The sequence below is a fragment of the Ectothiorhodospira magna genome, from assembly GCF_900110965.1.
Classification (GTDB): Bacteria; Pseudomonadota; Gammaproteobacteria; order Ectothiorhodospirales; family Ectothiorhodospiraceae; genus Ectothiorhodospira; species Ectothiorhodospira magna.
On the sequence record NZ_FOFO01000022.1, the window covers coordinates 39,211 to 62,962 of the forward strand.

The 23,752-nt window shown below is 65.1% G+C and carries 22 protein-coding genes and 1 pseudogene; 2 read left to right on the forward strand and 21 right to left on the reverse strand.

Annotated elements, in window-relative coordinates:
* The first annotated feature begins 23 nt into the window (after window positions 1-23).
* On the forward strand, window positions 24-944 hold the full coding sequence (lpxL, locus tag BMX62_RS09845; RefSeq protein ID WP_090208114.1) for an LpxL/LpxP family Kdo(2)-lipid IV(A) lauroyl/palmitoleoyl acyltransferase: 921 nt from the start codon (window positions 24-26) through the stop codon (window positions 942-944).
* Here the strand turns inward: lpxL and BMX62_RS13140 are convergent.
* The 19 genes from BMX62_RS13140 to BMX62_RS09935 all read right to left on the reverse strand — a co-directional run bounded on the left by BMX62_RS13140 (window position 938) and on the right by BMX62_RS09935 (window position 20,591).
* Window positions 938-1,288, reverse strand: coding sequence for a hypothetical protein (locus BMX62_RS13140; RefSeq protein ID WP_238375941.1), 351 nt, complete (start codon window positions 1,286-1,288; stop codon window positions 938-940). The two genes, lpxL and BMX62_RS13140, sit on opposite strands and share 7 nt — an antisense overlap.
* The gene (locus BMX62_RS09850; RefSeq protein ID WP_238375942.1) at window positions 1,285-2,436 is read right to left on the reverse strand and encodes an ArnT family glycosyltransferase; all 1,152 of its coding nucleotides are present in this window, start codon (window positions 2,434-2,436) and stop codon (window positions 1,285-1,287) included. The genes BMX62_RS13140 and BMX62_RS09850 overlap by 4 nt, the downstream gene beginning before the upstream one ends.
* Complete coding sequence (locus BMX62_RS09855) at window positions 2,429-3,514, reverse strand: glycosyltransferase family 4 protein (protein WP_090208117.1); 1,086 nt, start codon at window positions 3,512-3,514, stop codon at window positions 2,429-2,431. The genes BMX62_RS09850 and BMX62_RS09855 overlap by 8 nt, the downstream gene beginning before the upstream one ends.
* Window positions 3,514-4,566 carry a glycosyltransferase family 9 protein gene (locus BMX62_RS09860; protein WP_090208120.1) on the reverse strand — a complete coding sequence of 351 codons (1,053 nt, stop codon included), beginning with the start codon at window positions 4,564-4,566 and terminating at the stop codon, window positions 3,514-3,516. Before BMX62_RS09860 ends, BMX62_RS09855 begins: the two co-directional genes overlap by 1 nt.
* 57 nt (window positions 4,567-4,623) lie before the next feature.
* Window positions 4,624-5,646 carry an MraY family glycosyltransferase gene (locus BMX62_RS09865; RefSeq protein ID WP_090208124.1) on the reverse strand — a complete coding sequence of 341 codons (1,023 nt, stop codon included), beginning with the start codon at window positions 5,644-5,646 and terminating at the stop codon, window positions 4,624-4,626.
* Window positions 5,647-5,734: 88 nt separating this feature from the next.
* Window positions 5,735-6,688: a UDP-glucose 4-epimerase family protein gene (locus BMX62_RS09870; protein WP_090208127.1), complete on the reverse strand. Its 954-nt coding sequence runs from the start codon at window positions 6,686-6,688 to the stop codon at window positions 5,735-5,737.
* Window positions 6,689-6,692: 4 nt separating this feature from the next.
* Complete coding sequence (locus BMX62_RS09875; RefSeq protein WP_090208130.1) at window positions 6,693-10,496, reverse strand: response regulator; 3,804 nt, start codon at window positions 10,494-10,496, stop codon at window positions 6,693-6,695.
* Entirely contained in the window at window positions 10,480-11,718 is a 1,239-nt protein-coding gene (locus BMX62_RS09880) for an ABC transporter substrate-binding protein (protein WP_090208135.1), read from the reverse strand. Before BMX62_RS09880 ends, BMX62_RS09875 begins: the two co-directional genes overlap by 17 nt.
* Before the next feature lie 196 nt (window positions 11,719-11,914).
* Entirely contained in the window at window positions 11,915-12,883 is a 969-nt protein-coding gene (locus tag BMX62_RS09885) for a LysR family transcriptional regulator (RefSeq protein ID WP_238375943.1), read from the reverse strand.
* A 259-nt stretch (window positions 12,884-13,142) separates the two neighbouring features.
* The gene (locus BMX62_RS09890; RefSeq protein WP_090208138.1) at window positions 13,143-13,415 is read right to left on the reverse strand and encodes a 4a-hydroxytetrahydrobiopterin dehydratase; all 273 of its coding nucleotides are present in this window, start codon (window positions 13,413-13,415) and stop codon (window positions 13,143-13,145) included.
* A gap of 15 nt (window positions 13,416-13,430) precedes the next feature.
* Window positions 13,431-13,922: a ferritin-like domain-containing protein gene (locus tag BMX62_RS09895; protein WP_090208141.1), complete on the reverse strand. Its 492-nt coding sequence runs from the start codon at window positions 13,920-13,922 to the stop codon at window positions 13,431-13,433.
* A gap of 2 nt (window positions 13,923-13,924) precedes the next feature.
* On the reverse strand, window positions 13,925-14,233 hold the full coding sequence (locus tag BMX62_RS09900) for an alpha-carboxysome major shell protein CsoS1 (protein ID WP_090208145.1): 309 nt from the start codon (window positions 14,231-14,233) through the stop codon (window positions 13,925-13,927).
* A 52-nt stretch (window positions 14,234-14,285) separates the two neighbouring features.
* Window positions 14,286-14,591, reverse strand: a complete 306-nt coding sequence (locus BMX62_RS09905; protein WP_090208150.1) for an alpha-carboxysome major shell protein CsoS1 — start codon at window positions 14,589-14,591, stop codon at window positions 14,286-14,288.
* A gap of 46 nt (window positions 14,592-14,637) precedes the next feature.
* Entirely contained in the window at window positions 14,638-14,886 is a 249-nt protein-coding gene (locus BMX62_RS09910; protein WP_090208153.1) for a carboxysome peptide B, read from the reverse strand.
* Window positions 14,886-15,158: an alpha-carboxysome shell vertex protein CsoS4 gene (locus tag BMX62_RS09915; protein ID WP_090208155.1), complete on the reverse strand. Its 273-nt coding sequence runs from the start codon at window positions 15,156-15,158 to the stop codon at window positions 14,886-14,888. The genes BMX62_RS09910 and BMX62_RS09915 overlap by 1 nt, the downstream gene beginning before the upstream one ends.
* Window positions 15,158-16,759, reverse strand: a complete 1,602-nt coding sequence (locus BMX62_RS09920) for a carboxysome shell carbonic anhydrase (protein WP_238375944.1) — start codon at window positions 16,757-16,759, stop codon at window positions 15,158-15,160. Before BMX62_RS09920 ends, BMX62_RS09915 begins: the two co-directional genes overlap by 1 nt.
* Window positions 16,760-16,838: 79 nt before the next feature.
* On the reverse strand, window positions 16,839-18,740 hold the full coding sequence (locus BMX62_RS09925; protein WP_090208162.1) for an alpha-carboxysome scaffolding protein CsoS2: 1,902 nt from the start codon (window positions 18,738-18,740) through the stop codon (window positions 16,839-16,841).
* Window positions 18,741-18,777: 37 nt separating this feature from the next.
* Window positions 18,778-19,122, reverse strand: a complete 345-nt coding sequence (locus tag BMX62_RS09930) for a ribulose bisphosphate carboxylase small subunit (protein WP_090208164.1) — start codon at window positions 19,120-19,122, stop codon at window positions 18,778-18,780.
* Window positions 19,123-19,175: 53 nt separating this feature from the next.
* Complete coding sequence (locus tag BMX62_RS09935; RefSeq protein WP_090208167.1) at window positions 19,176-20,591, reverse strand: form I ribulose bisphosphate carboxylase large subunit; 1,416 nt, start codon at window positions 20,589-20,591, stop codon at window positions 19,176-19,178.
* Window positions 20,592-20,908: 317 nt separating this feature from the next.
* Here BMX62_RS09935 and BMX62_RS09940 point away from each other — a divergent pair, with 317 nt between their 5' ends.
* Window positions 20,909-22,594 carry a SulP family inorganic anion transporter gene (locus BMX62_RS09940; protein ID WP_090208169.1) on the forward strand — a complete coding sequence of 562 codons (1,686 nt, stop codon included), beginning with the start codon at window positions 20,909-20,911 and terminating at the stop codon, window positions 22,592-22,594.
* A 1-nt stretch (window position 22,595) separates the two neighbouring features.
* On the opposite strand, the pseudogene BMX62_RS09945 reads toward BMX62_RS09940, so the two are convergent.
* Together BMX62_RS09945 and BMX62_RS09950 are read right to left on the reverse strand one after the other, a co-directional pair.
* Window positions 22,596-23,345: pseudogene (locus BMX62_RS09945) on the reverse strand (efflux RND transporter permease subunit); the annotation flags it as partial.
* A gap of 49 nt (window positions 23,346-23,394) precedes the next feature.
* On the reverse strand, window positions 23,395-23,752 hold a 358-nt coding region (locus BMX62_RS09950; RefSeq protein WP_143339734.1), incomplete at its 5' end, for an RNA-guided endonuclease TnpB family protein.

Sequence of the window (23,752 nt, forward strand, 5' to 3'; positions counted from 1 at the left end):
ACCAGTCCTGTGCAAACATCCCCATGGCCCGAAAACAGTCCCCCTCCCACCTGTACCACCCTGTCCACTGGCCCATGTGGCTGGGGGTGGCCCTGTTCCGCACCCTGGTCCGGGTGCTGCCCTGGCACTGGCAGATCCGGACCGGCGAGACCCTGGGCGCCCTGCTCTACCCGCTGGCCCGGCGGCGGCGGCGGATCGCCCAGATCAATGTCGGGCTGTGTTTTCCCGACCTGGACCCGGCAACGCAAAAGGCCCTGGTCAAGGCCCATTTTCGCGCCATGGGCGCGGGCATCTTCGAGACCCCCCTGAGCTGGTGGGGCAGCGACCGGGCGCTTGAGGGACTGGCCCGGATCGAGGGCCTGGAACACCTGCAACGGACACTGGCAAAAGGCAAGGGGGCCTTGCTGCTGTCGGCTCACTTCACCACCCTGGAACTGGCGGGACGCCTGCTCTGCGCCCATCAGGACTTTGCCGTCATGTACCGCCCCCACGAAAATCCGGTGATGGAACACTGCTTCCGGCAGAACCGGCAGACCCATTATCTGCGGGCCATCCGCCGCGACCAGGCCCGGGACGCCATCCGCGCCCTGAAGCAGGGCCAGGCCCTGTGGTACGCCCCAGACCAGGCCTTCAAGAACGGCAACGCGGTGATCGTCCCCTTCTTCGGTGTCCCCGCCGCCACCAATCCGGCCACCGCCCGCCTGGCGAAGATCAGCGGCGCCCCGGTCATCCCCTTCTTCGGCTACCGCCTGCCCGGCCGACAGGGCTACCGACTGGTGATCGGCGAGCCCCTTGAAGACTTCCCCGGAGAGGATCCGGCCCAGGACGCCCGACGCATCAACGCCGTCATCGAGGCGGCCATCCGGGTGGCGCCGGAACAGTATTTCTGGACCCACCGGCGCTTCAAGTACAAGCGCGGCTGGGGATTGCCGAAATACTATTGATCCCTCACCCGGCAATCTCCCTCCAGCACCCCCGGCAGCACCACCACGCCCATCACCGGGCCTGCCCCCGCACCGGATGCCAGCCACCGGGGCATCAGGTCCCCGGTGTACAGGCCCAGTTCCGTCGTGAGCCAGTCCCCAAGCCGACCAGGAATCTGTCGCTGTCGGTCCGCGTCCCAGGCCACCAGCAGATCATCACCGGGTCTGCACCGCAGTCCGCCGGGATTCACCTCCGGGATCACGGCCTGACTCCGGGGCAGGCGAAAACGCAGATTGCCCGCCACAAAGGCCCGATCCCCCACGATCAGACCCTGGCTGAAGCCCAGATCCCGGATCTCGCTCACCCGCTCGTCAAAGGGGTAGACATGCCGATGCTGGGACTCAGCACCGGCCAGGTCTGCACCCGCAAGGCCATCACCACCAGCACCAGCACGGGCACCAGCAGACAGACCGACAGATACGCCCGCACCCGGGCACGGGTCAGGGCTGCGGTGCCCATCATGGCGAACACGAACAGGGGAAAGACCAGCAGCAGGGGCAGCATCCAGCGGTCCTTGAAGTGGGACACCCCCAGCAGGGCCATCAGCACCAGCAGACCCAACAGGATCCAGAAGTAGCGGTGGATGGGAAAAGCCGCCGGACCGCCCCGGCGCTTGAACAGGGCATGGAAAAAATCCCGCCGGAACACCGCCCCCATGACCAGCAGCAGCAATGCCAGGAAGCCCAGTACCGCCAGCACCAGGGAACCCAGCCCGGACCAGGGCCAGAATCCGCCCCCGAAATCCAGCTTGTCCAGGGACTGGGTGCCCAGATCCCGGCTGTGCCAGACCCACAGGGCGTGGGGCAGGATCACCAGCAACGCCACCAGAGCACTCCACAGGATGCGCGGATGCAGCAGCAGGGACCGTCCCCGGGCACAGCTCAGCAGAGCCAGCCCGGCGGCGGCGGCGAACACCAGAAAGTTGTACTTGGACAAAACCCCCAGCCCGAACAGCAGGCCGATCAGCAGGTAATGCCCCACATGGGGCCGGTCCAGCCAACGCAGCATCGCGTAAAAGGATGCGGCCGCCACCGTGGTCACCATCACCGAATGGGTCAGATCCCGCTGGGACTCCCAGGCCATCTGGGGGATCAGGAACAGGGACAGGGTGGCCAGCACCGCCAGTCGGACATCCCCCAACAGACGCCGGGCGGAGAGGAACACGAACAACCAGGTGAGAAACAGCAAGGTGTTCTTGACCAGGCTCAGGGCCCACAGGTCCATGCCCAGCACCCGAAACGCCACGGCCTGCAGCCAGGCATAGAGGGGGGGCTGCCCGGAATACCCGGCCAGCCACCACTGGGTCACGATGACCTGCTCGGCCTCGTCCAGCGCCAGCACCGCGGACCCGGTGGCGCGGACGATCACATGGAGGGTGAAATAGACCCCCAACCCCAACAGCAGCCAGAAGCCCCAGTGTCGGTGTGGTTCTCCCATTGCGCCTTTATCCATGCACCAGTTCCTGATAGACCGCCAGATTCCCGGCCACCATGGCCTCCACGGAGAACCGCGCTGCCACCCGACGGCGACCGGCCTCCCCCAGGCGCCGCAGGGCCGAGGGATCCCCGAGCAGATCAATCACCGCCCGCGCCAGGGCCGGGGCATCCCCCGGCGGCACCAGCACACCGGCCTCGTCATCGCCGATGATCTCGGGCACGCCGCCCGCCCGGGTCCCCACCAGGGGCACCCCCGCGGCGGCGGCCTGCAGCAGGGAAACCCCCAGCCCCTCCATGTCCGCCGGGTGCACCACCAGATCCAGACAGGGCAGGATGCGTTCCAGGTCATCCCGGAACCCCATCAGACGCACCTGCCCCGTCAGCCCCATGTCCTCGATCCGCGCCCTGAGCTGGGCTTCCAGCGGCCCTTGCCCGAACAACAGCAGCCGCACCTCGGGATGGGCCGCCAGGATCGCCGGCGCCGCCGTCAGCAGATGACGATGCCCCTTGCGGGTAATCAACTGGGCAATCACCCCCACCGCCCGCTCACCGGGCGCAAGGCCGCAGGCGGCCTGGAACCCTTCCCGGTCACACGTTCCCTGCCAGGCATTCATATCCACCGCGCTGGGCACGCAGACCACCCGTTCAGGGGACACGCCTTCCGCCAGCAGCACGTGCCGGATCGCTTCCGAGATGGTGATGACCCGGTCGAACAGACGGTACTTCAACCGCGCCCACGGGGCCGGCTCCGGATTATCCACCCGCCGGGACAGCACCACCGGCACCCCGACCCGCCGGGCCGCGATCCCCCCCAGCACGTCCGCGCCGCGACGACTGTGCAGATGCACCAGATCCGGACGGGTCTCCCGGATCACCCGCTGCAAGCGACCCACGAAACCCAGATCCAGATCCCCCCCCATGGGCACCTCATGGACCGCCTCGCAAAACACCGCCGAGGCCCCGGCAATGGCCGCCCCCGAAGGGCACACCAGGACGTTGGCCACACCCCGGGCCGACAGCCCTTCCAGCAGGTAACGGACCTGCAGCGCGCCGCCATACAGATGGCGGCCGGTCTCCACATGCAGGATACGCATCAGGACGACTCCTTGATCGGCGTTGTCGGCAACAACCGCGCCACCGCTGCCATGACTTCATCCACCGAGATGCCCGTCAGACAATCAAAACACCCGTCGCAAGTGGGATTGCGTCGGCAGGGGGCACAGGGCAGGTCGTGGTAGATCACCACGGTGTTGTCCCGCCCGGTGTCCAGGTAGGGACAGGTGGACCCGAACAGGGCCACCGTGGGGACGTCGAAGGCCGGTCCCATGTGGGTCAAACCCGTGTCCACCCCCACCAGCAGCCCGGCCCTGCGGATCACCGCCGCCGCCTGGGTCAGGGAGGTCTGCCCCACCCGGTTATCCACCGCCGTGCCGGCCAGGGCCTGAATCCGGTCGGCGGCCTCCCGGTCATCGGGACCACCCAGCAACACCATGGGCTGCCCCCGTTCGTGATGAATGCGCCGGGCCAATTCCGCCCAGGCGGCCTCCACCCAATGTTTCTGTGGCCGGGTGGTGAACGGGCAGCCCACCACATAGCCCCGGACACCCTGGTCCTGGGCCACCTGCGCCCCCACGGACTCATCCTCCGGGCGCAGCCCCACCTGCATGAAGAAGGCACCCGGCTCAAGCCCCAGGGCCTGGGCCAGATACCGGTATTCCGAACCGATGCGACGGGGATCGCCGCCCCGGGGCACCACCTGGGTCATGAACACCCCGCTGCCCTCCCGGGACCCCAGTCCCACCCGCTCCCGCGCCCCCGACAGGCGGGTGAGCAGACCGCTTTTCAACAGCCCCTGCAGATCCACCCCCATATCGTAAGGCTCGGCCCGCAGTTCCCGGACAAACCGGACCACCTCCCGCCCCAGACGGATCCACCGCAAGCGGCGGAACAGGGCGCGCCACTGTGCCTTGGGCCAGACCACCACCCGGTCCACCTGGGGATGCCGGGATACCAGCTCCGCCACCTGAGGCTCCACCAGCCAGGTGATGCGCACATCGGGCCAGGCGGCACGGAACACGGCGGGCAACGGTGAGGCCATCACCACATCGCCGATGGCGGAGAGACGAACGATCAACAGGGACTGCATGGGAGGCTTTCCGAAAATGGCGTCGGCGGTATTTTATAACAGCGCCTCAACCGCACTTCAGATGTCCTGCTGCTCCGCGGCACCCGCCTTGAAGTACCAGGCCAGCCCGATCAACGGCCCATAGGCCACCAACACCCCGATCACTCCCTCCAGCCGGCCCAAGGCCACCAGAGTTGCCAGGGGCAGCAGCCAGAACAGGTTCAGGGCACCCACCGCCAGGGACACCGGCCCATGCCCACCCAATCGACGGGCGGCGTACTGATAGGCATGACTGCGATGGGCCTGATGCAGGGGTAAACCGCGCCGCCATCGACGCACCAGGGTCAGGGTGGCATCCACCACGAATACCCCCAGCAGAATCACCCAGGCCCAGAACAGGGCCGGTGCGGCCCCGGCGGCATGAATCAACAGCAGACCCAGCATCAAGCCCACAAACCCGCTCCCCCCATCCCCCATAAAAATCCGGGCACGGGGAAAATTCCACCACAGAAATCCAGCGCTGGCGGCGGCCAACAGGGCCGGCAACCACCCGCCGGGGCCGGTGGTCGTCAGCCAGAACAGCAGGGCCGCCCCGACACCGACGGTGATGGCCTCGATCCCGGCGATGCCGTCAATCCCGTCCATGAAGTTGTACAGGTTGAGCATCCACACCAGACATACCAGAGCCAGCAGATGCCCAACCCAGCCCGGCTCCCAGATCATCCCGCCCAGCAACAGGGGAGGCAGACCACCCAGCCAGGCCAGCCCCCAGGCGGCGGCGACAAAATGGACCAGCAGACGCCGGGACGCGGGGACGTGACCCCAATCATCCAGCCAGCCCACCGCCGCCACCAGCCCACCGGCACCCCATAGCCCCACCAGGGCCTCGAAGGTCAGCGCCCCTGCCAGCCAGAGCACCGGCAACAGGGCCAGTACCGTGATGACGATGGCCAGACCGCCGCCCCGGGGCGTGGGCAGGACATGGGAACTGCGATCATTGGGCAGATCCAGCAGGTTCCGGCGCAAGGCATGGCGACGCAGCAGGCCGGTCAGCCCCAGGCTGATCACCATCGCCAGCAGGATCAGCAGCAGTCCCGACATGAGCACCAGGGAGACGGACGATGGGACATGCAAGGACAGGGCGCGGTGTCTTTTTTCTCGGGGGAACTGGCTGTCATGTGGTCCTCGATCATAGCACGCCCGCCGCGCCCCCCACTGCCCGGCGCAACCCCTCTGGCAAAGATACCGGCGGTTGCCAGCCCAGACGCTGCCGGACCGGATGGGCATCCACCTGCAGGCAGCCGCATAGCCGGGCCACCGCCGGCTCCCGCCCCAGCCATCGTCCGGCCCGGAACAGCCAGCGGGGCGGCAAGGGGAACAACCGGGGCTGGCGGCCCAGGGCCGCCGCCAGATGACGGACCAGGTCCGGGGTGGAAAGATCGACGCCATCACTGACCAGAAAGGTTTCGCCGGCGGCGGCGGGATGCACCGCGCACAGGCTCAGCAGGTCCACCAGATTGTCCAGCCCCACCAGACTGCGCCGGTTGTCCACACTGGCCAGAGGCAGGGGAATCCCCCGCCTGATCCAGCCCATCAGGCGGGCCAGATTCCCCTTCATGCCGGGGCCATGCACCAGCGGTGGCCGGATCACCACCACCTCAAGACCGGTACCGGCGGCCACCTCCCACAGAGCCTGCTCCGCTTCCCACTTGGACCGGCCATAGGCATCCTGGGGCGCTGGCATCTGCCCCACGGCAAAGGGCTGACCTGGCGGGGACTTTTCCCCATGCACCTTGACGGAACTGAGAAACACCAGCCGACGCACCCCCATCGCAGCGGCCTGGATGGCCAGTTGCCGGGTACCGAGCACATTCACTTCCGCGAAGGCCGCCGTGGGATCGGCGGCGGTTTCAGTCATCACATGCACCCGGGCGGCGGCATGGATCACCACATCCATCCCCTCCAGCAGCCGCCAGTCCGTGGACGGCCCGATCTGGCCCACCACCTGGTCACCGGGATGACGCAACCGGCGCACCAGCCGGCATACCGACCGGCCTTCCCGTTCCAGCGCGGTGCAAAGGGCCGATCCGACAAAACCGCCGGCGCCGGTGACGGCAATCCGCGGGGAATCCGGCGGGGCCATGGTCCTAATCCTCGGCCATGTGGTCGGCCATGGCCTGTTCCAGGGCTTGGCACTGGGCCTTGAGGGCCGGTAGCTGGGCCTCCAGGGCCGTCAGGTCTCCCTGCAGGCATTGGCGCTCCATCACCAGAGTCAACCCATGCAGGGCATCCGCCCCCATGGTGCCGGTCATGCCCTTGAGGGTGTGAATCATCCGGTGGGCTTCGTCCAGATTGCCGCTGCGGACGTACCCCAGCAGAGCGTCCAACTGGCCGGGCAGATCCTTTAAACAATGCTCGATCAAGGACCGGGCCAGTTCCTCATCCCCCATCGCCCGTTCCAGCAGGCCGACGGCATTGAACACTGTCGGAGCCGCGGGGGCATTGTCCGATGTCTCCTTCATGTCGGGGCGGTGGATCGGCAACCACCGTTCCAACACCTCCGCCAGCCTGGCCGGATTCACCGGCTTTTCCAGATAATCGTCCATCCCCGCCGCCAGACAACGCTCCCGATCCCCCTGCATGGCATGGGCCGTCATGGCAATCACCGGAATATGCCCGCCGTCCTCCCGTTCCGCCTCGCGGATCGCCTGGGTGGCCGCCATGCCATCCATCTCGGGCATCTGCACATCCATCAGCACCAGATCGTAGGGGATATTGATCAGGGCGTTGAGGGCTTCCAGACCATTGGCCACCGGGTCGGCCCGCAGGCCCATTTTTTTCAGCATCCCCAAGGCCACCTGCTGGTTGACCACGTTATCCTCCGCCAGCAACACCCGCCCGCCCCGGGCCTGGAGACCACGAATGATACCCTCGGTGAGGTCTTCTTGGCGCAAGGTCACGGTGTCCGGGTCTGCTTCATCCCCCATGACCAAAGACAGGGTTTTGAACAGTTCCGTTTCCGGCACCGGTTTACACAGATTGCCGGCAAACCCGATCTCCCGCAGACGGCTTGCCTGACCACGACGCCCCACGGAAGCCATCATCACCAATGGCATGTCCAGCAATCGGTCATCAGCCTTGATGGCCCGGCCCAGGGACTCGCCATCCATGCCCGGCATTTCCATGTCCAGGATGGCCAACTGGTAGGGATCGTCCCCGCCCAGGGCCTGATACAACTGACCCAGGGCGGAGGGACCATCGGCCACCGCATCCGGGCGCATACCCCAGTGGCTCAGTCGCGCCACCAGAATCTCCCGATTGGTGGCATTGTCGTCCACGATCAACACCCGCATGCCCTCCAGTGCCGCCGGTAGCGGTGGTACCTGGGTCAGGGAACCAGCCCGGGCCGTGAGGCAGACGGTGAACCAGAAGGTGGACCCCTCTCCCTCCACGCTTTCCACCCCGATGTCCCCGTCCATCAGACGTACCAGTTGCCGGCAGATCGCCAGCCCCAGACCGGTACCGCCAAACTCCCGGGTTACCGAGGCATCCACCTGGGAAAAGCTCTGAAACAGTCGGTCCATCCGCACTTGGGGGATGCCGATGCCCGTATCCCGGATCTCGAACCGCAGTTGCACCGGCCCTGGCACTGTTGCCACGTCCTCCGGACTGACCCGCACCGTCACCTCCCCGGTCCGGGTAAACTTGATGGCATTGCCCACCAGATTGGTAAGAATCTGCCGCAAACGACCCACGTCCCCCGAAAGCAGGACAGGCACCCTGGGATCCGCGGCACAGATGAACTCCAGCCCCTTTTCCTCGGCCTTGAACACCATCATGGAGGCAAAGTCGTCCAACATGACCCGCAGGTCAAAGTCAGTGATTTCCAGTTCCAATTTACCCGCCTCGATCTTGGAAAAATCCAGAATGTCGTTGATCAGGGACAGCAGCGATTCGGCGCTGGCCCGCACCGTGTTGGCATAATGCCGCTGTTCATCATTGAGGGTGGTATCCAGTAACAGCCCGGTCATGCCAATGACCCCATTCATCGGGGTGCGGATCTCGTGGCTCATGTTGGCCAAAAACTCGCTCTTGGCCTGGCTGGCCTGCAGGGCCTGGAGCAGGGCCTGATCCAGTTCGATGTTCTTGCAGGCCAGTTTCTGGGCGTAATCGTTGAGTTTTTCCTCGTCCTGCCGGCGCTGATGGACATCCCGGGCCACGGCGTAGATCATCTCGCCCACCGGCAGGGAGCGCCATTCGATCCAGCGGTAACTGCCGTCCTTGTGACGATACCGGTTCTCGAAACGGATCACTTCCTGCTGGGACTTCAACTGGACGATGGCCTCCAGGGTGGCCTCCATGTCATCCTCATGGACAAAATCGAGAAAGCTGCGCCCCTGCAGTTCCTCGACCCGATAGCCCAGCACCTGCTCCCATAGGGGATTGAGGCGCACGAACAACCCTTGGGTATTGGCAATGCATAACAGGTCCAGGCTCGACGTGAAATAGCGGTCCAGTTCGGCGCTTTTCTCCCGCAGGGCGAACTCCGCCTGCTTGCGCTCGGTGATGTCCATGAAGGCGCCGATCATTTCCCTGGGCTGGCCGTCCTCGTCCCTGGACAGGCGAAGACGGTCTTCCACCCAGATCCAGTGGCCGTCCCCATGCCGCAGCCGATAACACTGCACCAGAACGCCAGGGCTACCCGCCTCGCGCCACTCCCGCTCCTGATCCAGTATCTCCTGACGGTCATCCGGATGCAGGTTGGCGTGCCACCAGTCCGGTCGGCTCAGGATGTCATCCGCGCTCAGCCCGACCACGGACCTGACATTGGCGGTGATAAAACGGGCCGCGGGGGCGTCCAGTCCCGTGGTGTAGACAACCGACGGACTGTTACTGAGCAACTGATCCAGGCGCTTGCGGGAGGTAAATGCCTGCTCAAGACTTTCCAGGGTCTGATTGAAGGTCAGGGCCAGGGTGGACAGTTCATGGGGCCCCTGCACCGGCAACCGGTCGGACAGGGACTGCCGGGTCGCCACCTGACGCAGATTCTGCACGAAGCGGCGCAGGGGGCGGGCGGTCAGATAGGTGGACAGCACAATGGTGGAAATGACGATCAGCAGGCTGATGAAAAAGATGATCACCATGTTCTGCCGCAGCATCGCCATGCCATGAAAGGCGTCCTGCCTGGGCATGGCAATGGCCAGTTGCAGATGCTCGACACCCCGCAGGGTCAGGGGGGCCTGACGGGATAGCCAGTCCGGTGACGCCGGTGTCCATTGCCCCTGGGCCTGTTCCCTGAAAAAGCGGTTGCCCAGAATCGGCACCTGCTGATGGTCCAGCACCACCACGGTGTAGTCCTGCCGATCCATGAAGGCAAAGAATCGCTGCAGGGATGGCATGTCCAGGGAGATGGCCAGTGCCCCTTCCGGATGGTCATGGACGAATACCGGGGCGGCAAACAGGAGGCCGTCGGCGTCCACATGCCAGGCGTTGAGACCCGCCTGGGGCAGATGCTCAAGCCCCAGGCTGATCAGGTCATGGTGTACTGGCCGGTTGTTGCTGACGATCTCATTGCCCTGAAAATCCAGCAGGGCAAAGCGGGCCGGGGATCGTTGTCCGGCAATGTCGTTGAGGGACCGAAACAGGACCGGCAGATAACGATACCGGTCCTCGGTGTCGATCAGACCATTGACCACCAGATGATTGATTGCCAGGGTCTGGGCGCGGGACTGAATCGCATACAGGCGATCCTGAAACAACTCCAGGTTGTAGCCCAGCATGCTGTCCAGGCGCATGTCCAGTTCCCGTTCCAGGGTCTTTTGCTGGACATGAAACAACACCCCGCCGGACAGACTCAGCAACACCATTGTCAGTGGCACCGCCCATAGGGAAACCTGGGCCGGCAGACTCAGGGACCTGAGGCGCTTGAGCATATCAGTCGCACCGGGCATGGGGCATGATCACCCCGTCCACAAAACGGGCCATGCGAAAATCCGTGATATCCAGTGCATCGTGACGGGAGGGGGTGAAGGGGGGCGCATAATCACGTACCAGGCCGGCATGATATTCGATCCGCTCCAGGGCATCCCGCACCTGGGCCCGCTCGGTGGTCCCCGCCAGGGTGATGGCCCGGGCCAGCAGATGAATCAGGTCATAGGCATGGGCGGCCCCCGTGGGGGCAAAGATGTCCTCAATCCCTCTGGTGTCGGGGAACAGGCGCTGATACCGGGCAACGAACGCCTCGGCCCGATCCGGGAAGGGTGGATCGAAAAAGGAGAAGGTCTGCAAAAAGGACAGATTGATGTGGTGGAGTGCGTCCTGCATGAGTCTTTCAAAGTCGCTGCCCACAATGCCCCAGTGGGAAATGATGGGCAGATTGCTCTCTTCGGGCCGGGCCTGCATGGCACGGATGAACTGGACGGCGTCGGGAGAATTGCCCACGAAAATGATTGTGTCGGCACCGGCGGCATGGATCCGTTCCAGGGCGGAGGAAAAATACTGCTCTCCCCAGTTGAACCATTCCGTCCTCACCGGCGCCAGACCCTGCCCCCGCAGGGCCATCACCAGGGCCAACTCGTTGGAACGGCCCCAGCCGGTCTGTTCCAGCATCAGGGCCGGACGGCGGTAACCCTGGGCCAGGGCATACTGCATCAAAAACCGGCCAGCCAATTCATCGCGCACGGACACCCGGAACACGAAATTGGGGTGATGATTGTTGTCCACCAGCTGAGTGCCGGCGGCCCAGGGAATGAGATAGGGAATACCGTACTCGTGGATGGTATCAAGTTCGGCAAACACCACTGGGGTATGCTTGCCGCCGAGAATCGCCACCACATTGTCGTCTTCAGCCAGGGCGCGGGTGTTGTACACCCCACGGGCCGGATTGCGCCGATGGTCGTAGACCTCCAGGGTCAGCGGACGCCCCAGCACACCGCCGGCAAGGTTGATTTCGTCGATGGCCACCAGTGCCCCACGGCGAATGGACTCGCCCGCCTGGGCATCCTGACTGGAGAGGTCGGCATTGAGGCCGATGATGATGGGGTCGGCAGGGGATTCGCTGGCGGCGATGGACAACGGTGCAAACAGGCAGAAAAGACAAAGCACCCACCACCAGTACCACCGAATGACAGGCCGGGGGCCAGAGAGAACAACACCGTACAGCCTTTGATCCATGACCACCTACCACCTACCCTGAACCACACAGGTTATTGCAACCACCTCAAGCCCCACGGGGTACACCCGATTTTTGAACAAAGGGATGCACGCGGCAAAATATATGTGGGATCAGTCTAAATACCCGGCCAGTTTAGCGGCGCTACGGGAATCCTCGCAAGGGGAGTTTGCGTCGCTGTCCATCATGCCGTCCAGATCAGTTGCATGGCCCGGATTGGCACAGGGCAGCATGGGTGCGGGCCAGGGTTTCCTGGATATTGACCTGATGCTCCACGGCAAAGGCCAGGAAAGTACGGGCAATCAAAGACAGTTCACGCCCCTTGGGATGAACCAGATACCAATCTCGTTGAATGGGAAAACCTGCCACATTCAGCATGGAAAGACGGCCTGCACCAGCGTCCAGATTCAGGGAATGCAGGGACAGGATGGAAATCCCCAGGCCGGCAATGATCGCGTGCTTGATGGCCTCGTTACTGCCCAGCTCCATGCGAACATTGGGCTTGAGACCATGTTCGCCAAATAAACGGGTGATGGTATCCCGGACCCCGGACCCAGGTTCCCGCAGAATAAAGCGTTCCTGAACGATCCGCTCCAGCGGGATGTTGCTCGCTCCCACCAGGGGATGATCGGCGCGGGCAACGATAATCAGGGGATTGGGGGCCAGATAGGTGGCTTCTACCGGCAGGCCAATGGTGTCTGGTTCACCAAAGATATATAGATCATCCTCATGGTTGGACATGCGCTCGATGACTCGGTGCCGGTTACTGACTTTAAGAGAGACATCAATACCAGGATAGGCTTCACAGAACGCCCCCAGGATTTCCGGGGCAAAATATTTTGCGGTGGTGATGACCCCCAGACGAAATCGCCCCCGCTTGAGTCCCTTGAGGTCTGCCAGACGGATTTCCAAATCCACCAGGGCGTCCATGAGGGTACGGGCCGCCCGATATACCTCCCGACCGGCTTCGGTGGGTTCCACATTGCGCCCCGCAGGCATGAACAGGGGCGCTCCCACAGTCTCGGACAGTTTTTTGATCTGCATGGAGACGGTGGGCTGGGTCAGGAACAGTTCCTCCGCAGCCCGGGTGAAGCTGCCCAGTCGAACGATGGCCTCCAGAATCTGCAACTGGCGCAGACTGGCATGGCGAATGAACCGACTGGGCATGTCAGGCCGCGGGGTTTCATCCCCGGACGGGGGCTCTGCCCTGCTGTCCTCCTGGTCCATGCTGGTCAGTCGGGCCAAACCCGCCGTGGCGCCATATATCCGTGATCTGTTGCCTTGGACTGCCGGGATGAACGGGGCTTGGTGGAACCGGAGCGACGGGCCGGGGTTTTGGCGGCTGTACTCCGGGAAGGGGAGGGTGTGCTGGTGGTTTTCACCACAACCGGCGATGCATCCGGGGCTGACGGGGATTTGGGTTCGGTCACGGGTGCGCCTCGTTGGTGTCCGTGGGCTGCAAGGTATCCAGGGCGGTGACGAAACGGTGCTGTGCGTCACTCAGCTCGGTGGCATTGTCGTCGGCATGCAGGGTCATGTTGACATAGGTACGGCCAAAACTGATGTCGGGATACACGCCTTCCCGTTCCGACAACGCCCCGGCCTGCTCCAGAAAGCGGCGTGTGGCTTCATAGTCCGGAAAAGCCAGACGACGTTCCAGCCGCAACGGGCGTTCACGGCGGGTCCAGTCGGGATGCATGGGCAGCTCTCCTCATTAAAAATAGACACGGTCCCCGAAGTCATGATGCCGTGGCTGGGTCAGAGATGCCAGCCACTGCTCCAGGCCGCGACAGCCGTTGACCTCCTCATCCAGCAGCGCGGCAAAAAAGTCTTCGTGGGCAGCGTCACCTAAACGGCGGCAGCTCAGTACCGCTTCCTGGTAAAGCGCGATGATCTCCTGTTCCAGGCGCAGATCTTCCCGCAGCAGGGCCACCAGATGCGCACCGGCCCGGGCCGGACGCAGCTGGGAGGCAGCGGGGGCGAAACCCAGCGCCAGCATGCGCTGGGTGAGACGGTCGGCATGGTGCATTTCCTCCACCATCTCCCGGCGCAGCCGTGCGGCGGCTTCCGGTAGACCCCAGGCCTCCACCAGCGAGGCCTGGGTCATGTACTGCTGGACCGCCGAAAACTCAAGGCTCAGGGCGCGACCCAGATAGCCGGGAATGCGGGGATGAATGCGGCCGGATGGTACCGGACGTCTCATCATCGTCAGGCGGCGTTGCTACCGCCGGTCTTGCCCAGGATCGGCTCCACTTCCCGGTGGGGACGGGCAATGATGTGGGCGGCCACCAGGCCGTCTCCCACCCGTTCGCAGGCATCGGCACCAGCCCGCACGGCGGCGTTCACCGCGCCGGTCTCGCCGCGCACCAGCACGGTCACATAGCCGCCACCGACGAATTCCCGTCCGATCAGCCGCACTTCGGCGGCCTTGGTCATGGCATCGGCCGCCTCGATGGCGGGGACCAGACCCCGAGTCTCGATCATCCCAAGGGCGATACCGTAATTGTCATTGGCCATCTTCAGTTTCTCCGATCATTCACTTTGGTGTGTGTTCATCCCGGATGCCGGGTCATTCGGTGCTGGGGCCACCCACGGGGAGGATGGGTTCCACTTCCCGGTGGGGGCGGGCGATGATGTGAGCGGCCACCAGGCCGTCGCCCACCCGTTCGCAGGCATCGGCGCCGGCCCGCACGGCGGCGTTCACCGCGCCGGTCTCGCCCCGTACCAGCACGGTCACATAGCCGCCGCCGACGAATTCCCGTCCGATCAGCCGCACTTCGGCGGCCTTGGTCATGGCATCGGCCGCCTCGATGGCGGGGACCAGGCCGCGGGTCTCGATCATCCCCAGGGCAATGCCGTATTTGTCGCCACTCATGGTGTCTCTCCTGTGTTGTTTCGGATCATCGTTATCAAAAGCCCTGTCATGCCGGTTCCCACTGGTCAATCACCCCGCCCACGGTCAGGTCGGTGAGGATGTCCGCGTTGCCCATGGCATGGCGGGCCGCGGAACCACTGACCAGGAACACCCAGTCACCGGGGCGGGCGCCCACCGGATCGGTGGCCACCGCCTGTCGGCCCTGGCCGTCCTGCACCAGACGCAGATCCACATGGGCCAGTCCCGGAATTCGCTGGGTACAGACCACCGACCCCACCACTTGCCGGACTTCCATCAGCCCGACTCCCCGCCGCCGGCTTCGTGTTCCGGCGGCCAGCGGTCGATGATGCCGACGATGGTCAGGTCGCTGGGAAATTCCTTGCTGCCGGCAGCCTCCCGGGCCGCCGAGCTGCCCACGCAGATCACCCAGTCACCGGGGATGCAGCCTACGGCGTCCACCGCCACCTGACGGGAACTGCCGTCGCGCACCACCAGTAGATGCTTGTGCTCAAAACCGGGTATCCGGTTGGTGGAGACCAGCGGGCGTTCCACCTGACAGATCTTCATCAGTGTCCTCCTCGTCCGCTTGGGTCCGTGGATGTGGCCACCCGCTCCAGACCGCCGCGGGTATCACAGTCCCGTACCACCAGCAGACGGTGCAGCAGGCCGTCCCGGATCAGGGGGGCGTAGCGTTCAGTCACGGCCCGGTCCACCTGCTGGCAGCGGGCGATGGCCCGTTCCCGGGCGCCAGGCACCTGGCCGTGGTAGTCGAACCGGATCACCACCGGGATGGGCAGGCCGTGGGGGTGATTGAGTCCCCCCAGGATACGGCACCCCACATCCAGGTCGGCGGCACCTTCTTCCACCGTGTGCAGGTAGGCGAAGAAGGTGAGGTTGCGCAACTGGATCTCCTCGAAACCGATGCCCACGCCGATGAAGCGTTCCGCATGGCCCTGGTCCGGGTAGGTGCCGTCATGTCGACGCACCACATAGTCCAGTTGGGACAGGTTGTTTTCCACCAGCCGGGCGATCAGTGTCACCATGCCCTCGTCCGGGGTGGCGGGGGCCTGGCGGCGCACCTGCTCCAGAATATGGCGCCGGGCGGCCTCCGGTGTCATGGACAGGGTTTGATGGTAGATATGGCCGGTGTCCAGACTCCGTTGCAGGTCCGTGTGTCCCTGGGCGTCGGGGACATGAATCCGCAGGGCATCGGTGTCCGTGTCCAGGCCGATGAGCAGCAGGGCGACAGAGGCACCGCAGCAGAACCCGTTTTCCACCGCCTGGCGGAAGGCCCGCAGGCGCTCCAGGCCGGCTCGGGCCGCGGCATCATCGTCGGAGCCATGGGCCGCACAGCCCTCGTGGGCCGGGTTGCGGGAGCTGAAGTGGTAGACCACGGTCTTTAAATAGCGGGTGGGCGCATCGGCGGTGTTGGGGACGCCGGCCCGGTAGCGGGCATGTTCCACCTCCACCCACTTGCTGACCGTGTCTTCCACGTCGAACAGGGCACCGGCAAAGGAGCGGCGCCGCACGGCGCCAAAGGGCAGGCGCAGCACATAGCTGATGGTGTGAGCCAGACGCCCGTCGGCGCAGGGGGTGACGTCCATCAGGTGAAAACCGCAGCTTTGCAGGAAGGTGTCGAATTCCCGGGTGTCGTGGCCCTTGAGGGGATCATGGGCAAAGAAGCCGTCGGCCATGCGGCCATAGGTCTCGAACAGGCAGGCGGCGTGGAGCCGGGGCAGGTCCAGTCCCTTGATCCAGGCATCGTTGAGCAGATGATCCGGCAGCCGGAATCCCAGGGTCTGTTCCGCCAGGGCCTGGGCCTTGCCGATGAAACCTTTGTCCCGCTGCAGGCCGGCCAGGTCGTGCAGTACCGGCAGGATGCGGTCAAAGGAGGACTTCACCGCAGTCTCGTAGGCCTGGAGCCGATGGTTGGCGGCCTTGTCGGTGAGCGGATGCAACCGGGCCTGGGATCGAGCGCCCTTCACTGGGGATGACAACCGATGCCCATGCGGGGGCGGGGCTTCCCCCATCGGTGTCGCCTCGGCCGGCTGCGCCGTCCGGGTGATCGGTGAGGGTTGGGGGGATGCCGCGCCACGGCCATGACGATGGACCGTCGGGGCGGTGGCCCAGATCAGACTGTCACGGCGTGAGCGGCGGCGGGTGAGCATGGTCTACGGGTCTCGGCTGTGGGTCGCTTGGTTGCTGTGGTGTTGTCAGTGATGTTGAAGCAGTCGGGTTTGGCGTGGGTCAGCCCCTTGCGCCGCCCGAGTAGGTGACCAGTGATCCTTTTTCCGTATTGCCGCTGCTGCCGGTGACGCGACTCACCGGTGGCGGCACATCCTGGTTACGCTTGTGGGTGACCGCCGGCATGGCCCCCATCAGACCGGGCCGGGTGGGATTGCGGCGGCGGGCGGAACTGCCCTCGGTGCCGGTCACCCGGTCGCCCCGTTCCCAGTCATCGCCGGTGATCTTGCTGCCGCTGGACTGGCCTTCCCCGGTGATACGGGCACGGCGGGGTGTTTCCGGTTGGGGGTCAAAGTCCACCGGCGCCCCTTCCGGCAACCCGGTGTCCAGGTCTTCCAGAACAACGGGGGGCCGCTGCAGACGGGCCTGATCCGTGCCGGTGATCTTGTCCGTTGCCATGTCGAAGGGGCCGGTGATGCGACCGCCTTGCTGGTCGTAGCGGGTACCGGTCACACCCACGTTGTTGCGCCGTTCCCGTTCTACCTGGCGGGCCGGGGAGGTGACGGTAAATCCCTGTCCGGGTGCGGTGTCCAAAGGCTGTGGAAAATCCGGCTGACCGGGTTGGGCGGCCAGGGAAGTCCGCTGCTCGATCCGGGCCTGGGCCTCGGGCGGGCAGTAGTCCGCGATCTGTTCCGGGCTGGTGTAGGGGGTGCCGGTCACCGCCTGACAGGTGCCCGGCTCGTCGCCGGTGACCTTGCGGGAGCGACCGGGCATGTTGCCGGAAACGGTCTGCCCCCGGGCGGTGGTGGCCTGGGTCACCTTGGGCGGTTGGGTCGGCCCTGGCGGCGGGGTGTCGCAGAACTGTTGGTACTGCTCCTGACCCACGTACTCGTTTCCGGTCACCCGGCGGCAGGTGCCCGGCTCGTTGCCCGTCACCCGGGCGCCACGGCCCAGTTCGTTGCCGGTCACCCGGCTGCCCTGACCGGTGCGGGTGACATGCACCTTTTCCGGCCGGCTGGGGGGGGTGGTCTGACAGAATTCGTGAAAGATCTCCGCACCCAGGTATTCGGTGCCGGTGACGGCGCGGCAGGTGCCCGAGTCATTGCCGGTGACCCCCTGACTGCGACCCACCAGGGTGCCGGTCACCGCCTGTCCCGCGGCGGTTTCCGATACCCCCACCTTCCAGGGTTGATCCTGGGCCGGTTCGGGGCGGGTGCGTCCGGTGGGAGGGGTGCGGCGGGTGCCCATGGCACCGTTTTGACTGCGCTGTGCCCGGACGCTACGGGCCAGTTCCCGCCCGGACAGGCGCGGATTGGCCTGGCGAGCCAGACTGGCCGCCGAGGTGGGGGTGCTGGCGGCCGATTTGCCCCGGCTGGCCAGGGCGGACCGTCGGGCCTGGGACTGCAGGCGGCCCGCCGGCTGGGTATTGGGCGTGTTGCGCCGGAGTGTATTCCGACGCCGATCCTGGCCGGTGCCGGGGCGATCATTGCCCCGACGGGACAGGGAATGACTACGGGTTACGGCCCGTTCCGGCTGTTGTGGCGAGGATGAGGATTCGCTATGACGGCCACATTGCCCACCGCATTGGCAACCGGAGGGTGCAGATGGCGGTGCCGGTTCGGAGGCCGCCACCACGGCGGCCTGCCGGACCCGGTCGCTGGAGGTGTTGGCCCGCTTGCCGGCCCGGGACAGGGCGGCGCGACGGGCCTGGGCCTGGGCGCGACCGGAGGCCTCGGGCATCACGGCACGGGGGGCCGTGGCCCGACCACGGGCGGGGGGGGTCACCGTTGGCATGGACCGGCGGGCAGCGGGTGCCGGCCGGTTCACGGTCGGTGCCGGTGCTGGCCTGGGCGCCGCCGGTGGAGGGACGGCACTGGTGCTGCCCTTGCCCCGGCTGGCGAGGGCCTGCCGGCGCGCCAGGGCGGCCTGACGCCCGCTGGAACTGCTGGATGGTCTGTTAGCCATGGTCTCTCCCCGCTCGTGGTCTATCTTAGGTCCGCGATCAGCGCCGTCCCTCGAACACCACGAAAGAGGCGCCCTGGCACTGGGTGTAGTTGTCGTAGCCCGTGAGCCGCACATGGTGATCCGGGTAGGCCCGATGGCAGGCTTCCAGCTCGGCGGCCACATGGTCCAGATTCACCTCGCCAAAGAAGGGCAGTTTCCACATGGTCCAGTAATGGTTCATGGAAAAGTCCGGGTGCACATGCTCGATGCCCGGCGTCCAGCCCTGGGCAATGATATAGGCGATCTGGTCAAAGACCTCTTCCTGGGTCAGCGGGGGCAGGAAACCGAAGGTTTCCAGGGTCTGTCGGGTCTGGTAGTCACCCATGGTGTTCTGGAAAGGCATGTCTGCAGGTCCTCATGTTCGGAAGGGGGAATGATCCGGCCCGGTGCGCGGGATCAGCCCGCGTCCAGCTTGTCCACGGTGTCGAACTCGAACTTGATCTCTTTCCATGTCTCCATGGCGATGGCCAGTTCGGGGCTGTGACGGGCTGCGTCGGTGAGGATCTCGCGGGACTCCCGCTCCAGATCACGGCCTTCGTTGCGGGCCTTGACGCAGGCTTCCAGGGCCACCCGGTTGGCGGCGGCGCCGGCGGCATTGCCCCAGGGATGGCCCTGGGTACCGCCACCGAACTGCAGCACCGAGTCGTCGCCGAAGATGGTGACCAGGGCGGGCATGTGCCAGACGTGGATACCGCCGGAGGCGACGGCGAACACGCCGGGCATGGAGCCCCAGTCCTGATCGAAGAAGATCCCCCGGGAGCGGTCTTCGGGGATGAAGGATTCCCGCAGCAGGTCCACATAGCCCAGGGTGGAGGCCCGGTCGCCTTCCAGCTTGCCCACCACAGTGCCGGTGTGCAGATGGTCGCCGCCGGAGAGGCGCAGGCACTTGGCCAGGACGCGGAAGTGGATGCCATGCTTGGGATGACGGTCGATGACCGCGTGCATGGCCCGGTGGATGTGCAGCAGCATGCCGTTCTTGCGGCACCACTTGGCCAGGCCGGTATTGGCGCAGAAGCCGCCGGTGATGTAGTCGTGCATGATGATGGGCTGGCCCAGTTCCTTGGCGAACTCGGCCCGCTCGTACATCTGTTCCGGGTCCGGCGCGGTGACGTTGAGGTAATGGCCCTTGCGTTCGCCGGTTTCCGCCTGGGAAGCGGCCACGGCTTCGGCCACGAACTCGAAGCGGTTCTGCCAGCGCATGAAGGGCTGGGAGTTGACGTTCTCGTCGTCCTTGGTGAAGTCCAGGCCGCCGCGCAGACATTCATAGACGGCGCGGCCGTAGTTCTTGGCCGACAGGCCCAGCTTGGGCTTGATGGTGCAGCCCAGCAGGGGGCGGCCGTACTTGTTGAGCTTGTCCCGTTCCACCTGGATGCCGTTGGGCGGACCCATGCAGGTCTTCACGTAGGCCAGGGGGAAGCGGATGTCTTCCAGGCGCAGATGGCGCAGGGCCTTGAAACCGAAGACGTTACCCACCAGGGAGGTGAGCACGTTGACGATGGAGCCTTCCTCGAACAGGTCGATGGGGTAGGCGATGAAGGTGTAGAAGGATTCCTTGTCGCCGGGCACGTCCTCGATGCGGTAGGCCCGCCCCTTGTAGAATTCCATGTCGGTGAGTAGTTCGGACCACACCGTACTCCAGGTCCCGGTGGAGGACTCGGCGGCCACGGCGGCGGCCACTTCCTCCCGCGGCACCCCCGGCTGTCCGGTGACCTTGAAGCAGGCCAGCAGGTCGGAATCCAGGGGGACGTAGTCCGGAGTCCAGTAGAGTTCGCGGTATTCTTTCACACCCGCGTCGTAGGTCTTCACGCTCATGGTCATCAGCTCCTGTGGTCTGTGCCCCGCCTTTGACGGGAAGGCGATGTTTACTCTATGGGAAAATTACATGAATTGGGAGTATATCCATAAATTGATTGTTTCTATTCAATGGATCAATATTAATCTATGTATGGATGGGGTGAGCCTGTCAAATGTTGATGGGTGGCCGGTTCGTCAGCCTTGCCCCATCGGACCCTGGTGGCGTCTCCATCGAGGAAATTCATAGACAAAATTAAATGAATTTCTTCATAAAATTCGATTATTGTTGAACAAAATCCCCTTCGATAATAGACCCACTCAATGAGGAAGCCCAGATGCGAGTCTTCAACGAGATCCGGTTCAATAACCTGAAGGGGGATCTGTTCGGTGGCGTGACGGCGGCGGTGATCGCCCTGCCCATGGCCCTGGCCTTTGGCGTGGCTTCCGGCGCCGGCGCGGAGGCGGGGCTTTACGGCGCCATCCTGATCGGCCTGTTCACCGCCCTGTTCGGCGGCACCCCCACCCTGATTTCTGAACCCACCGGCCCCATGACGGTCGTGTTCACGGCGGTGATCGCCTCCTTGATCGCCGCCAATCCGGAGCAGGGCATGGCCATGGCCTTTACCGTGGTGATGCTCACCGGCGTGTTCCAGATGGCCTTCGGGGCCATGAAGCTGGGGCGCTACGTCACCATGATGCCCTATACCGTGATCTCCGGCTTCATGACCGGCATCGGCATCATCCTCATCATCCTGCAGTTGCCTGGTCTGCTGGGCCATGCCACGCCGGCGGGGGGAGTGATCGGTACCCTGCAGGGGCTGCCCGATCTGGTGGCGGCCATCGAACCCCTGGAACTGATTCTGGGAGGCGTGACCCTGGCCATTTTGCTGTTCATGCCGGCCCGGGTGAAACGCTATCTGCCACCCCAGCTCATCGTGCTGGTGCTGGGCACGGTGGCGATGATGTACTGGCTGGGGAGTGAGCAGGTCCGGGTGATTGGTCCCATCGACATGGGGTTGCCCACCCTGCGCCTGCCCGTCTTCACCGCGGATCAATGGCTGATCATTGTGGTGGATGCCCTGGTATTGGCCCTGCTGGGATCAGTGGATGCCCTGCTGTCCTCGGTGATCGCCTCCAGCATGACCCGCAAATCATCCAGTTCCGACAAGGAACTGGTGGGGCAGGGCATGGGCAACCTGGCCTCGGGTCTGTGCGGTGGCCTGCCGGGGGCCGGGGCCACCATGGGCACCGTGGTGAATATCCAGGCCGGGGGGCGCTCGGCCCTGTCCGGGATCGTGCGTGCCCTGATCCTGGTCATGGTGGTGATCTGGGCGGCGGAACTCACCGCCAACATTCCCCTTGCAGTACTGGCGGCCATCGCCGTCAAGGTGGGGCTGGACATCATCGACTGGCGCTTTTTGCGCCGCGCCCACCGGGTGTCGCCCAAGGGCGCCCTGATCCTCTACGGGGTGATCGCCATGACCGTGTTCGTGGATTTGATCACCGCCGTGGCCATCGGCCTGTTCGTGGCCAACGTGATGACCATCCGGCGGCTGGCGGATGTGCAGGCAGAATCGGTCTGCATCCTGCCGCCCCGGCGACCCGGAGACGATGATACCAATGGTCACTGCGCCGACCTGTCACCGGAGGAACGGGCGCTGCTGGCCCAGGGCAAGGGACGCTTGAAGATCCTGCATCTGAGCGGTCCCCTGGTGTTTGGCGCGGCGGAGGCGATCACCCGTCAGGAACCCAAGCTGGACGGGGCCGGCGTACTGGTGGTGGATCTGGGGCGGGTACCCCATCTGGGGGTGACCACGGCGGTGGCCCTGGAGGCCGCCATCCGGGGTGCGGTGGACGATGACGTGCAGGTGATCATGACCGGCGTCCAGGACCAGCCCCGGGCGCGACTGGCCCAGTTGGGGCTGGACGCCCTGCTTGGTCCGGATGCCTGGATTCCGGATCGGCATCAGGCGCTGGCCCAGGGCGCCCAGCGTCTGATGCCGCCGCTGCAAGGCCAGTGAGTTAGCGGCTTTCCAGCGGGGGCTGGTGGCGACGGGCCTTCCACCCGTCGGCCATGTCCTCCAGCAATTTATAGAACAGCGGCACGAACAGGAGGGCCAGAGTGCTGGCCGCCAGCATGCCGCCCACCACCACGGTGCCGATCTCCTGACGGCTGGCCGCGCCGGCACCGCTGGCATACACCAGCGGCAGGCTGCCGACGATGAAGGTGAGCGCGGTCATCACGATGGCGCGGAAACGCTGCCGTGCCGCCGCCGTGGCGGCCTCGGTGGTGGACATCCCCTGGCGCCGGTTCTGGGCCGCAAACTCCACGATCAGGATGGCGTTCTTCGCCGCCAGACCGATCAGCACCAGCAGGCCCACCTGGAAATAGATGTCGTTGGGGAAGCCCCGACCAAAGGAGGCGATCACCGCCCCCAGTACCCCGAAGGGCACCGCCGAGGCCACGGCCAGCGGCAGGGTCAGGCGCTCGTACTGGGCCGCCAGGATCAGGAATACCATCAGCATTCCCAGGGCGAAGGCGGCACCGCCGGCCCCGGCCCCCGCATCCAGCTGGTAGGCCTCACCGATCCAGCCCAGCACGGTGTCCGCGTCCTGATTCAGTTGCGTCGCCACCGATTCCAGGGCTGCCTTGGCCTGACCGGTGGTGTAGCCGGGTGCCGGGTCAGCCAGGATCTTGGCCGCCGGGAAGATGTTGAAGCGGTTGATGATGTCCGCGCCGCTGGTGCGTTCCAGGGTCACCAGGGAAGTGACTGCTCCCCGCCCTAAGCGCTGACGCGCCACGGGCGGGGCTTCCCACTTCTCAGGCAGCAGCCGGCGATGTGCCGGGCTTACGCAAGCCTCCATGGGCAGAGACGGACAGCCCTTCCGCCTTCAACTTTACTATGCCTTGATGCTTGATGTTCAGCGCCGCGTTGATATCCCTGTCATGTTGTGTGTGGCAGGCCGGGCATTCCCACGACCGGACGTTCAACGGCATGGCGTCCCTCTTGTGCTGGCAGACATGGCAGGTTTTGGAGCTGGCAAACCACGGGTCGATCTTGACCAGATGCTTGCCCTGCTCCCTGGCCTTGTAGTCCAGCTTAGTGGTCAAGGCATGCCAGGACGCATCGCCGATGTGCTTGGCGAGCCTGGCGTTCTTCATCATGTTGCCGACCTTC

Excerpts from the sequence above, each read along its gene's own strand:
- lpxL (WP_090208114.1), top strand. The coding sequence starts at position 24 with ATGGCCCGAAAACAGTCCCCCTCCCACCTGTACCACCCTGTCCACTGG.
- BMX62_RS09850 (WP_238375942.1), bottom strand. The coding sequence starts at position 2,436 with ATGGATAAAGGCGCAATGGGAGAACCACACCGACACTGGGGCTTCTGG.
- BMX62_RS09855 (WP_090208117.1), bottom strand. The coding sequence starts at position 3,514 with ATGCGTATCCTGCATGTGGAGACCGGCCGCCATCTGTATGGCGGCGCG.
- BMX62_RS09860 (WP_090208120.1), bottom strand. The coding sequence starts at position 4,566 with ATGCAGTCCCTGTTGATCGTTCGTCTCTCCGCCATCGGCGATGTGGTG.
- BMX62_RS09865 (WP_090208124.1), bottom strand. The coding sequence starts at position 5,646 with ATGTCGGGACTGCTGCTGATCCTGCTGGCGATGGTGATCAGCCTGGGG.
- BMX62_RS09870 (WP_090208127.1), bottom strand. The coding sequence starts at position 6,688 with ATGGCCCCGCCGGATTCCCCGCGGATTGCCGTCACCGGCGCCGGCGGT.
- BMX62_RS09875 (WP_090208130.1), bottom strand. The coding sequence starts at position 10,496 with ATGCCCGGTGCGACTGATATGCTCAAGCGCCTCAGGTCCCTGAGTCTG.
- BMX62_RS09880 (WP_090208135.1), bottom strand. The coding sequence starts at position 11,718 with ATGGATCAAAGGCTGTACGGTGTTGTTCTCTCTGGCCCCCGGCCTGTC.
- BMX62_RS09885 (WP_238375943.1), bottom strand. The coding sequence starts at position 12,883 with ATGCCCAGTCGGTTCATTCGCCATGCCAGTCTGCGCCAGTTGCAGATT.
- BMX62_RS09890 (WP_090208138.1), bottom strand. The coding sequence starts at position 13,415 with ATGCATCCCGACTGGACCCGCCGTGAACGCCCGTTGCGGCTGGAACGT.
- BMX62_RS09895 (WP_090208141.1), bottom strand. The coding sequence starts at position 13,922 with ATGATGAGACGTCCGGTACCATCCGGCCGCATTCATCCCCGCATTCCC.
- BMX62_RS09900 (WP_090208145.1), bottom strand. The coding sequence starts at position 14,233 with ATGGCCAATGACAATTACGGTATCGCCCTTGGGATGATCGAGACTCGG.
- BMX62_RS09905 (WP_090208150.1), bottom strand. The coding sequence starts at position 14,591 with ATGAGTGGCGACAAATACGGCATTGCCCTGGGGATGATCGAGACCCGC.
- BMX62_RS09910 (WP_090208153.1), bottom strand. The coding sequence starts at position 14,886 with ATGGAAGTCCGGCAAGTGGTGGGGTCGGTGGTCTGTACCCAGCGAATT.
- BMX62_RS09915 (WP_090208155.1), bottom strand. The coding sequence starts at position 15,158 with ATGAAGATCTGTCAGGTGGAACGCCCGCTGGTCTCCACCAACCGGATA.
- BMX62_RS09920 (WP_238375944.1), bottom strand. The coding sequence starts at position 16,759 with ATGCTCACCCGCCGCCGCTCACGCCGTGACAGTCTGATCTGGGCCACC.
- BMX62_RS09925 (WP_090208162.1), bottom strand. The coding sequence starts at position 18,740 with ATGGCTAACAGACCATCCAGCAGTTCCAGCGGGCGTCAGGCCGCCCTG.
- BMX62_RS09930 (WP_090208164.1), bottom strand. The coding sequence starts at position 19,122 with ATGCCTTTCCAGAACACCATGGGTGACTACCAGACCCGACAGACCCTG.
- BMX62_RS09935 (WP_090208167.1), bottom strand. The coding sequence starts at position 20,591 with ATGAGCGTGAAGACCTACGACGCGGGTGTGAAAGAATACCGCGAACTC.
- BMX62_RS09940 (WP_090208169.1), top strand. The coding sequence starts at position 20,909 with ATGCGAGTCTTCAACGAGATCCGGTTCAATAACCTGAAGGGGGATCTG.